At 59.7% G+C, this 15,107-nt stretch carries 11 protein-coding genes and 1 tRNA gene; 4 read left to right on the top strand and 8 right to left on the bottom strand.

The annotated features are described in order from the left end of the window. Positions 1-468: 468 nt before the first annotated feature. Positions 469-2,790, top strand: coding sequence for a BREX-1 system phosphatase PglZ type B (gene pglZ / locus L3J03_00725; protein ID MCF6289518.1), 2,322 nt, complete (start codon positions 469-471; stop codon positions 2,788-2,790). A 152-nt stretch (positions 2,791-2,942) separates the two neighbouring features. Beyond that, positions 2,943-4,991, top strand: coding sequence for a protease Lon-related BREX system protein BrxL (gene brxL, locus L3J03_00720; GenBank protein MCF6289517.1), 2,049 nt, complete (start codon positions 2,943-2,945; stop codon positions 4,989-4,991). A gap of 60 nt (positions 4,992-5,051) precedes the next feature. Here brxL and L3J03_00715 read toward each other — a convergent pair. The 3 genes from L3J03_00715 to L3J03_00705 all read right to left on the bottom strand — a co-directional run bounded on the left by L3J03_00715 (position 5,052) and on the right by L3J03_00705 (position 7,549). Further along, positions 5,052-5,127: transfer RNA gene (locus tag L3J03_00715), tRNA-Ala, on the bottom strand. A 103-nt stretch (positions 5,128-5,230) separates the two neighbouring features. After that, positions 5,231-6,340: a lipid A deacylase LpxR family protein gene (locus L3J03_00710; GenBank protein MCF6289516.1), complete on the bottom strand. Its 1,110-nt coding sequence runs from the start codon at positions 6,338-6,340 to the stop codon at positions 5,231-5,233. A gap of 27 nt (positions 6,341-6,367) precedes the next feature. Next, positions 6,368-7,549: a phosphoglycerate dehydrogenase gene (locus L3J03_00705; GenBank protein ID MCF6289515.1), complete on the bottom strand. Its 1,182-nt coding sequence runs from the start codon at positions 7,547-7,549 to the stop codon at positions 6,368-6,370. 292 nt (positions 7,550-7,841) lie between these two features. On the opposite strand from L3J03_00705, the gene ald reads away from it, so the two are divergent. Further along, on the top strand, positions 7,842-8,903 hold the full coding sequence (ald, locus tag L3J03_00700) for an alanine dehydrogenase (protein ID MCF6289514.1): 1,062 nt from the start codon (positions 7,842-7,844) through the stop codon (positions 8,901-8,903). 154 nt (positions 8,904-9,057) lie between these two features. Then, positions 9,058-10,185, top strand: coding sequence for a M20/M25/M40 family metallo-hydrolase (locus L3J03_00695; GenBank protein MCF6289513.1), 1,128 nt, complete (start codon positions 9,058-9,060; stop codon positions 10,183-10,185). 128 nt (positions 10,186-10,313) lie between these two features. Here L3J03_00695 and cmk read toward each other — a convergent pair whose 3' ends face one another. From cmk to L3J03_00670, 5 genes are all read right to left on the bottom strand, one after another. Continuing rightward, positions 10,314-10,997: a (d)CMP kinase gene (cmk, locus tag L3J03_00690; GenBank protein MCF6289512.1), complete on the bottom strand. Its 684-nt coding sequence runs from the start codon at positions 10,995-10,997 to the stop codon at positions 10,314-10,316. Then, on the bottom strand, positions 10,990-12,114 hold the full coding sequence (gene hisC, locus L3J03_00685; protein ID MCF6289511.1) for a histidinol-phosphate transaminase: 1,125 nt from the start codon (positions 12,112-12,114) through the stop codon (positions 10,990-10,992). The genes cmk and hisC overlap by 8 nt, the downstream gene beginning before the upstream one ends. A gap of 67 nt (positions 12,115-12,181) precedes the next feature. Next, on the bottom strand, positions 12,182-13,639 hold the full coding sequence (gatA, locus tag L3J03_00680; GenBank protein ID MCF6289510.1) for an Asp-tRNA(Asn)/Glu-tRNA(Gln) amidotransferase subunit GatA: 1,458 nt from the start codon (positions 13,637-13,639) through the stop codon (positions 12,182-12,184). 65 nt (positions 13,640-13,704) lie between these two features. Continuing rightward, positions 13,705-13,989, bottom strand: a complete 285-nt coding sequence (gatC, locus tag L3J03_00675) for an Asp-tRNA(Asn)/Glu-tRNA(Gln) amidotransferase subunit GatC (GenBank protein MCF6289509.1) — start codon at positions 13,987-13,989, stop codon at positions 13,705-13,707. 76 nt (positions 13,990-14,065) lie between these two features. Continuing rightward, positions 14,066-15,097 carry a histone deacetylase gene (locus tag L3J03_00670; protein MCF6289508.1) on the bottom strand — a complete coding sequence of 344 codons (1,032 nt, stop codon included), beginning with the start codon at positions 15,095-15,097 and terminating at the stop codon, positions 14,066-14,068. Between the last annotated feature and the right edge of the window lie 10 nt (positions 15,098-15,107).

Raw genomic sequence — 15,107 nt, 5'->3', positions numbered from 1 at the left:
CCGCGATTCCCGGCGACGCAGTCGCCGGGAACAAGAAGAAAGAAACCCGCTGCTGAGCAGAATACTCCCGCGCTCCTTGATCAGGATTACGCTGTTTTTCTGGATAAGGTCGAGTATCTGCTTGCGGAGTCAAAAGCAAAGGCCGCACGTTCGGTAAACGCTCTGCTGACTGCCACCTACCGGGAGCTTGGCCGAAGAATTGTTCAGTAGCAAATTTTCCAGACGGAATACCGCACCGCTCTCCCTGATGAGGGTCAGCTGGCCAGGGAAATCGAGATAACCAGGCGCAAGCTTATCAGGATGAAGGATGGAATTTAGACGACTTTAGATGACTATTTTAGACCATTCTTTTTGGTAAGGTATTGAAAATTAACAATAATAATAATCTAAGTTGTGAGTGCTAAAAAGGGCGTTTACCCAATAAACAGGTACTGAACAGCATAGCAGTACCCATACAGGCGATATTGAATGAGCAATAAGACAATTATAGAAGCATTGCGGGACTCGTTAACCGCTGCCGGCCGCTATAACCCGGACGATGTGGTCCGGCCGGCCGCCATCATCTGGACCGATGCCGATTACCAGTGGCGGCCGGTTATCAGCCAGCTGCGGATTCTGATGCCGGAGCTTCTCATTCTGGGAAAATATCAGCCGGAGAAAAAGACCGGGCCGGCCATCTGGCTGCGCTGTGTAATCGACCGCGCTTTACCGGAAGTAGACATTCCAGAGGAGGCAGTGCCGATTATTTACATGCCCGAAGTGAGCCGGCAGACGCTACGGGCGGTTCACGAGTGTCCGGACTGGCTGAAACCTCTGGTGGAGTTGCAATACCGGGGAGTGTGCTGGACCCAGAAAAACGGCAAGGACTGGACCGTGGAGGCCTTTCTGGTTTCCAGGGATGGCGGTCTGGGGCTTGACCTGGCCAAAGATGGTGTTACCCGGGCCGCCCTGGTGACGGCATTGCCGGAACTCATTGCCAAGCCTGTTTCTCATATGCAGGGCAGACATCTTGAGGCAGAGGATTTCGAAAAACTCATTATTGAAGATCCGGTCAAGGATCTTCTCCTCTGGCTGAACAAACCGGGAGAGGTTCGCGGGCAGTGGCCGGCGGCAAAATGGAAGACCTTCCGCTCCCGGTGCAGGAAAGAATACAAATTCGATCCTGAAAAGGATGGCGAGCTTGTGGCCGGGGAGCGCCTCGGACGTAAACTTGAAAGCTGGGGTCCGGTCTGGGAACGATTTGCGGAAGCGCCAGCCCTTTACCCCGGAGTGGTGGAGGTACTGCGAAAGTCAAGGCCTGTCAATCCCGGCATGTGGGACGATAAATCGACCTGGCCACAGGAGAACAAGGGAAGTGAAGAGCAGCTGCGGACTGCCCTGCTTCAGCTTGCGGGATTGCCGGCTGACCAGGCAAGAGAGAAAATTCTGGAACTTGAAAAAGAACACGGTGAGCGGCGTGAGTGGATCTGGGCCAGACTTGGCAAGGCGCCACTGGCCAGGGCCTTGAAATACCTGGGTGTTGTTGCCCGGCAAACCGGCCAGAGTCTCGGCGGCGCTACCCCGGAAGCCATGGCCGAGCTGTACGTGTCCGAAGGCTGGCAGGCCGACGATGCCGCCCTTTCAGCCATGGCTGAAGCTGTTTCCGGGGCAGACAGCCAGGCAGTACAGACGGCTCTCAGGAGTTGCTACCTGCCCTGGCTTGAAAGCTGCGCGCTACACTTGCAGAAACTCATCGGCAAGAAAATGCTTCCCGGTCATGAGGATGCAGCTCGATTATCTATCGGCAACGGCGGTGTGATCGTTTTTGCCGACGGCCTGCGCTGGGATACTGCCTGTCGGCTACTGGACAGGCTGACAGTCCAGGGATGGCAGGTGCAGTTGTCCCGCCGCTGGGCCGCTATGCCCACGGTGACCGCGACCGCCAAGCCGGCCGTATCCCCGGTGGCCGGACAAATCGGCGGCAATGCGGTGGAAGATACTTTCCAGCCATTTATTACGAAAACAGAGAAGAACCTGACAACGGACCGCTTCCGCAAACTGCTTGCTGAAAACAAGGTTCAATACCTGTCATCGGAAGAAACGGGTGACCCGGCCGACCGGGCTTGGACCGAACAGGGCGAGCTTGACAGGCTGGGCCATTCTCTCCAGGCAAAGCTTGCCTCCCGGGTCAATGAGCAGCTTGATCTTCTTCTTGAACGGTTACAAGGACTCTTTGCGGCGGGCTGGAAGGAAATCCGCATTGTCACGGATCATGGCTGGCTTCTGGTCCCAGGCGGCCTGCCGGTAGTCGCTCTTCCCAAATATCTGACCGAGAGCCGGTGGGCACGCTGCGCGGCAATCAAGGAAGGGGCCAGGGTGGATTGCCCTGTGGTGCCCTGGCACTGGAGCCCTCATCATTATGTGGCGATTGGACCGGGAGTGGCCTGTTTCGGAAAAGGCAATGAATATGCCCACGGCGGGGTCAGTCTCCAGGAATGCCTGATTCCGGTTATCGCAATCCAGGGAGGAGGTAATTCAGGAGTGGTGCTGGCGGTTATCACCGAGGTCAAATGGACAGGCCTGCGCTGCCGGGTCAAAGTTGAAAACGGTGACCAGGACATGAAGGTGGATATCCGTATGAAGGTTAATGAATCTGACCCGGAAAAAATCAAAGAAAAAACCCTTGGCAAGGAGGGCGTTGCCAGCTTGTTTGTGATCGATGACAGCCTGGAGGGGACCCCGGCGGTTGTTGTACTCGTGGATGCCGCTGGCCATGTTATTGCCAAGCAGGCCACTATTATTGGCGGATAAACGTTCAGCAGCACCCCATCTGCGCACGATCAGGCTGGCTCACATAGGCCTGCTATAGTTCGCCAGCCTGCTTGCACACATCTGGGGCACTGCTGAACGTTTACAGATTGTAACTTACCCGATGAACATTCTCGTTGGCGGAGAGGAATGATATGGAACTTGACAGACTTGACAGATTGACTGCCGAGGCCTTTGAGGGGTATCTCGTGCGCAAGGACCTGGTGCGCAAATACAGCCGGCAGTACCCGGTGCCGACCTATGTTGTGGAGTTCATGCTTGGCCGCTACTGCGCGAGCATTGATGATATGGAGATCAACGAAGGGCTTGCCATTGTCGAGCGTCAGCTGACAGAAAGAACGGTGCGCACAGGGACAGAGGAGCTGTTCAAGGCCAGGGCCAGGGATGAAGGCTCGGTCAAGCTCATCGACATTGTCAAGGCGCGGCTTGATGCAAAAAATGACTGTTTTGTGGCGGAATTGCCAAGCCTGGCCCTCAAGGACGTGCGCGTTGATGACCACCTGGTGAAGAACCATGAGCGCATGCTGACAGACGGCTTCTATGCCGAAGTTACCTTGAGCTATGACAGCGCCATTGCCCTGGAAAAGGGCGGGCGGCCTTTTGCCATCGACATGCTGCGGGCTATCCAGCTTTCCAAGGCGGATGCACTGCAGGTACTTATTCAAGCCAGAAGCCGGTTCACTCTTGATGAATGGAAACAGCTGCTGCTGCGCAGCATCGGCCTTGAGCCAGCGGCTCTTTCAGAAAGAGGGCAGGCGGTGGCCCTGTTGCGAATGATTCCATTTGTGGAACGGAATTACAACCTGGTGGAACTCGGCCCCAGGGGTACGGGAAAGAGCCATCTCTATCAGCAGATTTCTCCATACGCCCATCTGATTTCAGGCGGCAAGGCCACGGTTGCCAAGATGTTTGTCAATAATGCCAGCGGCCAGCGGGGGCTGGTCTGCCAGTATGATGTGGTCTGCTTTGATGAAATTTCCGGAGTTTCCTTTGACCAGAAGGATGGAGTGAATATCCTGAAAGGGTATATGGAGTCAGGAGAGTTTTCCCGGGGAAAGGAGTCCATCCGTGCCTCTGGCGGCATTGTCATGGTGGGTAATTTTGATATGGATATCGAACAGCAGCAACGCATCGGCCACCTTCTCTCTCCCCTGCCGCGGGAAATGCGCAACGATACAGCATTTATGGACCGCCTGCACGCCTATCTGCCGGGCTGGGATTTCCCTAAACTGAACCCAAACGAACATTTTACCGATCACTTCGGCCTGGTGAGCGACTTCCTTTCGGAATGTTGGAACCAGCTGCGCAATGGCAGCCGGGTTGCCGCGCTGCAGGGAAGGGTGAATTTCGGCGGTGCCTTGTCCGGTAGGGATTTGACCGCGGTAAACAAGACTGTGAGCGGCTTGATCAAGCTCCTCTACCCTGATCCGGAAATGCCAGTACCTGATGAGGAGTTGGAAGGTCTTGTCCGGCTTGCCCTGGAATGCCGGCGGCGGGTGAAGGAACAGCAGAAGAAATGCCTGAAGACCGAGTTCCGGAACACCCACTTCAGCTATACCATTGGTGAAGACGGGGTGGAGCAGTTTGTGGCCACACCGGAACTTCACAGCGAAGACCAGATCGACACCGATCCTCTACCGCCCGGGCAGGTCTGGGCGGTCAGCCCTGGGAGCGCGGATGCGGGTCCCAGCCTGTACCGTATTGAGGTAACAGTTGGGCCGGGCACTGGCGTTAAAATTCTTAATCATCCGGTTCCTCCAGCCTTTCGGGAAAGCGTTCGCTATGCCGAGCAGAACCTGTACACAAGGGCAAAAGAGCTTGTCGGTGACCGTGATCCAAGGGGACATGAATTTTCCATTCAGCTGCGGGCCATGGATAATGACAAGAGCGGGGCTGGAACAAGCCTGCCGGTCTTGATAGCCCTGTGCAGCGGGCTGCTGGAAAGGAGCCTGCGGGGTGGTTTAATTCTTATCGGCGCCATCAACCTGGGCGGCTCTATCGATTCTCTCAACAACGCCGTCGCTACAATTGAACTCGCTATCGAAAAAGGCGCCGAGGCCGTTCTCATGCCGGTATCGGCCCGCAAACAGCTTTTTGAGCTCTCAGATGATATGGCAACCAAAGTCAATATTCAGTTCTATTCCGATGCTCAGGACGCCTTGGTCAAGGCCATGGTCGAATAGAATTGGTGGCAACCACAAGAAAAGGGGCTACGGCCTCAGCCGTAGCCCCCCTGATATTACTGGTGGAGATGAGGGGACTCGAACCCCTGACTTCCACGTTGCGAACGTGGCGCTCTCCCAACTGAGCTACACCCCCGGAAAGATCTCTTGCCTGGCAAAACCGGGCCGCTGGTCATCTCTGTTTGGTAAAGAGACAAACATGGCCGGCGAACTATCCTACATCGACCAACCCTCCTCCATCAATAGGAAAAAGAAAAAACAAGCGACCCATAGGTATGGTCCTCGGGCTGACCGTCAAACTCCCTGGTCCGGTAAATGTGGGCAAAGGAGATGCCGTAGCGGCCATGGGCCAGGCGGATGCCCAGGGCAAAATCACCGACCAGGGGTTTCTTGTCGATCCGGTGGCTGCTGACAAAGGTGTTGCCGTCCAGGAAGATATCCCGCCAGACAACCCTCCCTTCGCCGGAGCCGAAAAGATAGGCCCGGGTCTGGCCGCCTGTTCGCTCCCCGGTTGGCGCACCGCTGTCACCGGCCGGTCGAATCCGGGAGACGCCGAAATCATCGGGCAGGTTCCAGCCCAGGCGGACCTCCAGGCCGGTATTGGCATAGGTGGCGATATTGCCCAGCGTTGCCCCCAGACGGGTGATGGCATCAGCGCCGAATCCCCGGCCCGCCCGGCGGCGGGCCTGCCAGGCCCGCCACCGCCGCTCAACCGTCAGCACCAGGCCCGGTTCGTTGTGGAGCTGGTTGTTCCAGCCGTTCGGTATAAAAAAGCTCTTAAAATCATGAATAAACTTCTGGGTTTCCTCGGCCATGGACAGGGGGCCGACCACACCCAGCTGAATCTCCAGAATATCAAGACAGGCCCCGGTTCTGCCGTGGACCGCGGCCCCGCCGTAAGTCCAGCCGGCGTAGGGCCGGTCATTGACAACCAGGCCCGCCTGGTCGACATCCAGGGGGGTATAGATGTTCTGGCCCAGAAAAACGGCAAGATTCCGGGTCATGCCCGGCCGGCTCATACAGGGGAACCAGCGGGCCACCTTGCCGCGCCATGATGGGCCGGCGGCCGGCTCATGGTCGACAAAATCCGGCGAGAGCCAGCTCAGCTTGATCCCGTTGGAGTAATATTCGTCGCCACGGTCAAACCCGTCGTTTTCAATATAAAGGCGAAAGGTCCAGGGTGCTTGCCGTTCCGCGGCCAGGGCCGTATCGCTGATCCGGCCAACCAGAAAAAGGGCCAGCACAAGGACCGGCAGGTACCGGATCAAGCGGCCGGGCCGGATCATCATTAAGCGGCATGGTCCAGCCATGCCGGCATGGCAAGGACAGCGCTTGGTGGCGACTTTCATATAAACACCTTTCCGTCTTGAATTTTTTTATCCGCACCCAATGGACCGGGTGCGGATCACTCCGGGGTGGGCCTCGATCTCCGCCTTGAGTTCCTCCGGAACCGGCGCCTCCAGGTCGATAATATTATAGCCGATCTCCCCGTTGCTTTCATTTAGATAGCTGGCAATATTGATCCCCCGGGCACCAACGGCATGGGAGACAAACCCAATCATCCCCGGGATATCCCGGTTGATCACGATCAGCCGGCAATGGCTGTGATCCGGGGGAATGGATTCAGTGGTGGGAAAATTAACGCTCCGCATCACGTTGCCATACTCCAGATATGCTGTCAGCTCGTTGACCGCCAGGCGGGCGCAGTTTTCCTCGGACTCCTCGGTGCTCGCCCCCAGGTGGGGGGTGGTGAGCACCAGGGGATGGTCCAGGATGTCGGCAGAGGGAAAATCGGTGATATAGCCGCCCAGTCTTCCCTGGTTCAGGGCGGCAAGCACCGCCGCCCGGTCCACGATCGGACCCCGGGCATAGTTGACCAGCAGGGCATGGCCCGGCATCCGGTCGAGCAGCTCCTGGTTGACGATCTTCCTGGTCTTGGGGCTGAGCGGCACGTGCAGGGAGAGAATATCAACCTTTGCGACCACTTCGGCCAAGGAACGGGCCAGGGAGACCTCGGGAGCCAGGGCGTGAATATTTTCCAGGGCCGGCGAGGGATCAAAGCCGATGACCCGCATCCGGCGCTGGATCCCGCCGTTGGCCACCAGCACCCCGATCTTGCCCAGGCCGATGACCCCCAGGGTCTTGCCGGCCAGCTCCACCCCGCGGAAGCGCGACTTTTCCGCTTCCACCCGGCGAACGAGTTCACTCTCCTCCAGGTCGAGCTGGTCCTGGCAGAAGGCCAGGCCCTGATGGATGTTGCGGGCCCAGATCCCCAGCATGGTAAAGACCAGCTCGGCCACGGCATTGGCATTGGCGCCCGGGGTATTGAAAACAGCAACGCCCCTGTCCGTGGCCTTGTCCACGCTGATGTTGTTGACCCCGGTCCCGGCCCGGGCCACGGCCAGCAGGCCGGGATAGTCGTCAATGTCAAGGGGCGAACTGCGGACAATGATCGCCTGGGGATTGTCAACCTCCGGCCCGACCCGATAACGCTCCTCCGGAAGAAACAGCCCTTCAGTGGCAACCTTATCAATGATCTTGACCCGGAACGGTTCCATGGCTCCTCCTGGTTATCCCATTACATAGAATGCATTTCCTGATCGCACCCCTCAAGCCAGGAGCAGGTCCTGGCGGCAACACCACAGCGTGACAGTATATAAAGCCATAACATGACGATTTGTCAAAAAAATGGTTTCTCCATTTGCTGGAAACCGCTGTTCAGCCCTGTCACCCGGAAGATCCCGGCACTCCTTTCTGGCGGGGGTTTTTTGCCGTGGATCACGTTTTGCCCTGGTCAACACCCGGCCCCCTATGGTAAGTAGGCTTTTTTTACAAAAGGGAAAACCACTCATGATCATCGGCGTACCCAGAGAAATAAAAGACCGGGAATACCGGGTGGGCATGGTCCCGGCCGGGGTCAGGACCTTAACCCTGGCCGGCCACCGGGTCCTGCTGGAAGCCGGGGCAGGCCAGGGCAGTGATATCAGCGACCTTGAATACCAGCGGGCCGGGGCCGAGATCGTGGCCCGGGCCGAGGAGGTCTACGGCCGGGCCGAGATGGTGGTCAAGGTCAAGGAACCAATTGAAGCCGAATACCCCTTTCTTCGACCGGGCCTTATTCTTTTCACCTACCTGCACCTGGCCCCGCTGCCGGAGTTAACCGGGGCGTTGATCAACAAGGGGGTCACGGCCATTGGTTACGAAACCGTTCAACTGGAAAACGGCTACCTCCCCCTGCTGGCGCCGATGAGCGAAGTGGCCGGCCGGATGGCCGTCCAGGTGGGCGCCCATTTTCTTGCCCGGGAAAAAGGCGGCCGCGGCATCCTGCTGGGCGGGGTGCCGGGAGTGGAACACGGCCACGTCACCATTCTCGGCGGCGGCACCGTGGGCGCCAATGCGGCCCGGGTGGCAACCGCCCTGGGCGCCACGGTCACTGTGCTCGATACCGACCTGCACCGGCTGGCCTACCTGGAAGACATCCTTGCCAACCGGATCACGACCCTGATGTCCAACCAGCATAATATCGAACAGGAGCTGGTTGTTGCCGACCTGCTGGTGGGAGCGGTGCTGATCCCGGGGAGCAACGCCCCGAAACTGGTCTCCCGGGAGATGCTCAAGACCATGAAAAAAGGGGCGGTGATTGTGGATGTGGCCATTGACCAGGGCGGCTGCGTGGAGACCGCCAGACCCACCACCCACTCGGAACCCACCTTTAATATCAATGGGATCATTCACTACTGTGTCACCAACATGCCCGGCGCTGTGCCCAGAACCTCGACCTTTGCCCTGACCAACGTCACCCTGCCCTTTGTCCTGGCCATTGCCGATAAAGGTGTTGAACGGGCAGCGGAAGAGGATCCGGCCCTGAGGCGCGGGATCAATGTGCTGCACGGAAAATTGACGAACCAGTAACAACCCCCCAACGCTTCAAATGCCACCGGATAACATCAACAAGCTACAAGACGAGCCACGTCCGTCGAGCGGTTGTTGCGAGACCGACAAAACTGATAAACAAGCAAGTCGCGGTTTCACAGAATAGAAGCTGGGCTGAACAGAGGTAATGACCATGGTAATCAACAAGGAACGACTGGCCGATCTTTTTACAACACTCTGTGAAATCGACAGCCCCTCTGGAAAGGAGGGGACGCTGGCCGCCTATCTCACCACCCTTTTCACTGAAATGGGGGCCAGCGTGTTTGAGGATGACTCGGCCCCGGTCACCGGCTCGGACTGCGGCAACCTGCTTGTCCGTTTTGTTGATGGCGGCCTGGACCTGGAACCAGTTTTTTTCAACTGCCACCTGGATACGGTACAGCCGGGCGAGGGGGTTGCGGTGGTCCGGGAGGGCGACCGTTTTTCCAGCAGGGGCGAGACCGTGCTCGGGGCTGACGATAAATCCGGCATTGCCGTGTTGATCGAGGTGATCCGCGCGCTCCGGGAAAACAAGATCCCCCACGGGCCGGTGGAGTTTATCTTCACCACCGGCGAGGAGATCGGCCTCCTGGGGGTCAAGGCCCTTGACTGCAGCCGGCTGATCGCAAAAATGGGCTATGCCCTGGACACCACCGAGACCAACAGCGTGATCATTGGCGCGCCGGCCGCCAACCGCTACACCGCTGAAATCTGCGGGGTCTCGGCCCATGCCGGCCTGAATCCGGAACAGGGGATCAATGCCATCCAGCTGGCGGCCAGGGCCGTGGCCGAGCTGCACCTGGGCCGGATCGACAGGGAGAGTACTGCCAATGTGGGGCTGATCAAGGGCGGGGTGGCAACCAATATCATTCCGGGAAAGGCCGTGGTCATGGGCGAAATCCGCAGCCACTCCGAAGCCACCCTCAACGCCCTGACCGAGGAGGTCAAGGAGACCTTTTACCAGGTGGTGGACGACTGGAGCGGTCACTGCGATAAGGCGGCCGGAAAATCCGGGGTGGCGGTAACCGTTGTTCAGGAGTATCCGGTGATGAAGCTGGCCAGGGACGCCCCGGTCATCCAGCGGGCGGCCAGGGCCGGCCGGGACCTCGCCTTCCGCACCGCCGGCGGCGGCAGCGATGCCAATATCCTTACCAGTAAGGGGTATGACTGCGCCATCATCGGCACCGGCATGACCAAGGTGCATACCACGGATGAAACCATTGAGCTTGCCGATATGATCCGCTGTGCCGGCCTGGTGATGGGGATTCTCACCACCGGCTGAAAAACAGCTGGAAATCTTACCGGGCAAGGAGTGTACTCGACAGGTGGAAAGCGCCACCCTGTGCGTGGTTACCCCGGAAAGGGGCCGGCCGGGGGGATCAGGGCTGGTGAAAACGGCTTGCGGCTGCTTTATCCCTTGATCCGGGCCAGCAGACTTTCCACCACCTCATCAATGCTCATGGCCGAGGAGTCAATGATCACCGCATCCGCGGCCGGGGTCAGCGGGGCCAGGGCCCGGCTGCGGTCATCATGGTCCCGTTTGCGGATCTGGGCCAGCAGCTCTTCCCTGTCCACCAGCTGGCCCTTTTCCTTGAGCTGCTCCCAGCGCCGCCTGGCCCGCTCCTCCGGCCCGGCATCCAGATAAAATTTATACTCGGCCCGCGGGAAAACCACGGTACCGGTGTCGCGGCCCTCGGCCACCACTCCGCCGGCCCGTCCCAGCTGCTGCTGCATCTCGGTCAGTTTTTTACGGACTGCCGGCTCGGCCGACACCCGGGAGGCGACCATCCCCATCTCAGCGGTGCGGATCGCCGCGCTGACCTCGATATTATCGAGAAAAACCCGGGTATCCCGGCCCTCACCCTGGGCCGGTGCCAAGCGAAGATCCAGGGAGTCGAGCAGTTCGGTCAGCCGGGGCCGGTCGACCGGATCGTCCAGGTCAATGCCGGCCTGGCGGACCTTGAGCCCCACGGCCCGGTACATGGCCCCGGTATCGAGATAGGTATAGTTGAGCCGGGCGGCCAACAACCTGCCGATCGTGCTCTTGCCGGCCCCGGACGGACCGTCAATGGTGATCACCGCGCCCTTAGACATAGCCGAGTTCCTGCAATGATTCAGCCAGGGCCTTGATAAAACGCTGGTTTTCCGCCTCCATGCCCACGGTGATCCGGATATGATCGGGAAAGCCGTAGGCCTGCATGGGCCGGACAATCACCCCCTTGCGCAGCATCCGTTCATAGAGTTCCTTGCCGTTGCCCCTGACGTTGATCAGGAAAAAATTGGTCTGCGAGGCCAGCGGAACGCAGCCCAGCCTGGCCACCTCCTGGCTGAGCCATTCCATGCCGGCCGCGGTGCCGTCAATGGTGGTCCGGTAATGCTCCTCATCGGCCAGCCCGGCCAGGGCCCCGACCTGGGCCAGGGTGTTGACGTTAAAGGGCTGGCGGACCCGGTGCAGGAAACCGGCCAGCTCACCATCCATCACCCCGAAGCCGACCCTGAGCCCGGCCAGGCCGTAGGCCTTGGAAAAGGTGCGCAGGATCACCACGGTCTTGTGCAACTCCTTTTTATTCTGCCGGCCCGGCAGGTAGGAGAGGCCGTCGAGCCGGACCGCCGGGTCGACGAAATCGATATAGGCCTCGTCCAGCACCACCACCACCTGCTCCGGCACCTGGGCGAGAAAATCCTCAAAGGCCTGTTTTTCAATAACCGTGCCGCAGGGGTTGTTGGGGTTGTCGAGAAAGATAAGCCGGGTCTTTTCGGTAATCGCGGCCAGGATTCCCGCCAGATCGTGGTGCATCCCCTGCATCGGTACCACCCGGGTAATCCCGCCCTGGACCTGGACCAGCTTCCGGTACATCAGAAAGGTGGGCCGGCTGGTGATCACCTCGTCTCCCGGGGCCACCAGCGCGGTGACCAGGAAGCCGATCACCTCGTTGGAACCGTTGCCAAAGACGATCTCCCCGGTTTTGACCCCCAGTTTTTCCGCCAGTTTTTCCGCCAGGTAATGGCAGCTGCCGTCCGGGTAGCGATGCAGATTGGCCAGGGCCCGGCTGATCGCGGCCATTGCCTTGGGAGAGGGCCCCCAGGCGTTTTCATTGGAGGCAAGCTTGATGGAGCCGGTAATCCCGTACTCCCGCTCCAGCTCCTCCAGGGGCTTGCCCGGCGGATAGGGGACAATGGACTCGATATGGGATGCTACCTTGATCTTCACGCTGTTTCCTGTTGGTTTCGATGTTGCGGCCGTAACGTTCCGACAACCCTTAGCCTTAACACCTGTTTTATACCGCCTTGGGTTTGGGCGGGGTAAGTGGCAGCCGCTTTTCCAGGGCCGCGGCCACGGTGAACAGTTTCTCCTCCTGAAAATGGGTCCCCTGGAGCTGGATGCCGATGGGCAGGCCGTTAGCACTGAAACCGCAGGGAACCGACATGCCGGGGATACCGGCCAGGTTGGCGGAAATGGTCATGATGTCGGAAAGGTACACGCTGAGCGGGTCTTTGTTTTTCTCGCCCAGCCGCCAGGCCCGGGTGGGCGACACCGGCGAGGCAAGCACATCGCACTCGGAAAAGACCTTGTTGAAGTCCTCGACGATCAGGGTCCGCGCCTGGGAGGCCTTTTTATAGTAGGCGTCATAATAGCCCGAGGAAAGGGCATAGGTGCCGATCAGAATCCGCCGCTTGACCTCATCGCCAAAGCCCTGGGAGCGGCTGTTGCGGTACATCTCGGCCAGGGTGTCGCCGGGTTGGCGGAAGCCGTAGCGCACCCCGTCATACCGGGCCAGGTTGGAGCTGGCCTCGGCCGGGGCGATGAGATAGTAGACCGCCACGCAGTACTCGGTGCGGGGCAGGGAGACCTCGACGATCAGGGCGCCGGCCGCCTGGAGGGTATCGATCCCCTGGCGCACCGCGGCCTCCACCTCCGGATCCAGACCAGCACCGAAATACTCCCTGGGGATCCCGATCCGCATCCCGGCCACATCCCGGCCCAGGGCAGCGGTATAATCCGGCACCGGCCGGTCCATTGAGGTGGAGTCCCGGGGATCATGGCCGCTGATCAACTGCAGCATCAGGGCGCAATCCCGCACGTCCTTGGTCATCGGTCCGACCTGGTCCAGGGAAGAGGCAAAGGCCACCAGCCCGTAGCGGGAGACCCGGCCATAGGTGGGTTTGAGTCCGACGATCCCGCAGTGGGAGGCGGGTTGACGAATGGAGCCGCCGGTATCCGAACCCAGGGAGGCGAAACATTCATCCGCAGCCACTGCGGCGGCGGAACCGCCGCTGGAACCGCCGCAGATATAATCGAGGTTCCAGGGGTTGCGGGGCACGGTAAAGGCGCAGTTTTCCGAGGTCGAGCCCATGGCAAACTCGTCCATGGCCGCCTTGCCGACAATAATCGCCCCGGCCTTTTTCAATTTCTCCACCACGGTGGCGTCGTAGGGCGGCACGAAATTCTCCAGGATCCGGGAACCGCAGGTGGTGCGGACCCCCTTGGTACAGAGCACGTCTTTTACCGAGAGCACCACCCCGCACAGGGGACCGCCGCTGCCGGTCCGCAGCTGTTTATCGGCTGCCCGCGCCTGTTCAAGGGCTCGCTCCCGCTCCAGGGTGATATAGGCCCTGACCCGGGGTTCCACTGCTTCAATCCGATCCAGAACCGCCCGGGTCGCCTCCAGGGAAGAGACCTCTCCCCGGGCCAGCAGGTCCTGTAATCCATGGATGGTCAAACTATGGAGTTCCACGCTTGTTCTCCCTTTGCATTCAACAGCAATTGCTTGTCTTGCCGGGATAATCCCGGCCAACTCGCTCAGATCACCCTGGGTACCACAAAGGCCTCGCCGTTCTCCGCCGGGGCGTTGGCCAGGGAGTCCTTCCGGTCAAGGGAAGGCCTGACCTGGTCCGGGCGAAAGGCGTTTTGAATCGACAGGGCATGGGTGGTGGGCGCCACCCCGGCGGTATCAAGCTGGTTCAGTTTCTCCACATAGGAGAGGATCCGGTCGAGTTGCACGGTCATGGAACCCACCTCCCCGGGACTCAGCTCCAGCCGGGCAAGGTCGGCAACATGGGTAATTTGTTCTTCGGTTATCTTCATGGCTCCTCGCTTGTCAATTACCACCGGCACCGGTGATCGGGTCAGACGTGTTGCACCTGTTACAAGACCGACAACCTTAAATGTTCCAAAATTTTTTTGCAATATGATGCACCTCTTCCAGGCCCGGCACCGCCACGGTTGCCGGCTCCGGCCCGGTATCATCCTGCTGACCGTTGAGCGCGGCCAGCACCGCCGCTACCCCGTCCCGCAAGCCGATAAGATCATAGCCGCCCTCCAGGGTAAAGAGCAGCCGGCCCTGACAGACCTCGTCGGCCAGGGCCGTCATGACCCGGGTCATGGCACCGAAGCCCTGGCTGGTGACCCGCATGGTTCCCAGGGGGTCACCCTCATAGATATCGAATCCGGCCGAGACCAGGATCAGCTCGGGCCGGTACTTCCTGGCCACCGGCACCAGAATCTCCCGCAGGATCGAGACAAAGTCCCGGTCGCCCTGGCCGCCCGGCAGGGGCACGTTCAGGGTAAAACCCAGGCCCGGGCCGGTCCCCACCTCACCCACGCCGCCGCTGCCGGGATAATAGGGGTACTGATGGGTGGAAAAATAAAACACCTGGCTGGAATCGTAAAAAATGTGCTGGGTGCCGTTGCCGTGGTGAATATCCCAGTCCACCACCAACACCCGGGCCAGTCCCAGTTTGTCCAGGGCGTACCGGGCGCCCACCGCGACATTGTTGAACAGGCAGAACCCCATGGCCCGGTCCGCCTCGGCATGGTGGCCCGGAGGTCGAACCAGGGCAAAGCCGTTGTCGATCTCACCGTTCACCAGCATCTCCACCCCGTTGACCACCGCGCCGGCGGCCAGGCTGGCGGCATCGTATGACCTGGCCGAGGTCCCGGTGTCCGGGTCCAGACCGACAAACTCCCGGCCCGCGGTTGCACCAATTCGATTGATATGGTCCTGGGTGTGTACCAGTCCCAGGATCTCCGGGGTGGCCGGGACACAGCCGGGAAAAAGAAACCGCTCCTGAAACTCCGGCTGGTCAAGCAGGCCGTAAATTACCGCCAGCCGGTCCGGGGATTCCACATGCTGGGCCCCGGGCCGGTGCTCCAGAAAGAGATCATCGCGGAAAATTGCTGTTTTTTTCATCATCTCCTCAAAA

The organism is Desulfobacterales bacterium (genome assembly GCA_021647905.1).
Lineage (GTDB): Bacteria > Desulfobacterota > Desulfobulbia > Desulfobulbales > BM004 > JAKITW01.
Note: the sequence above shows the minus strand (reverse complement) of the source record. Positions and strands in the feature narration are given on the sequence as shown.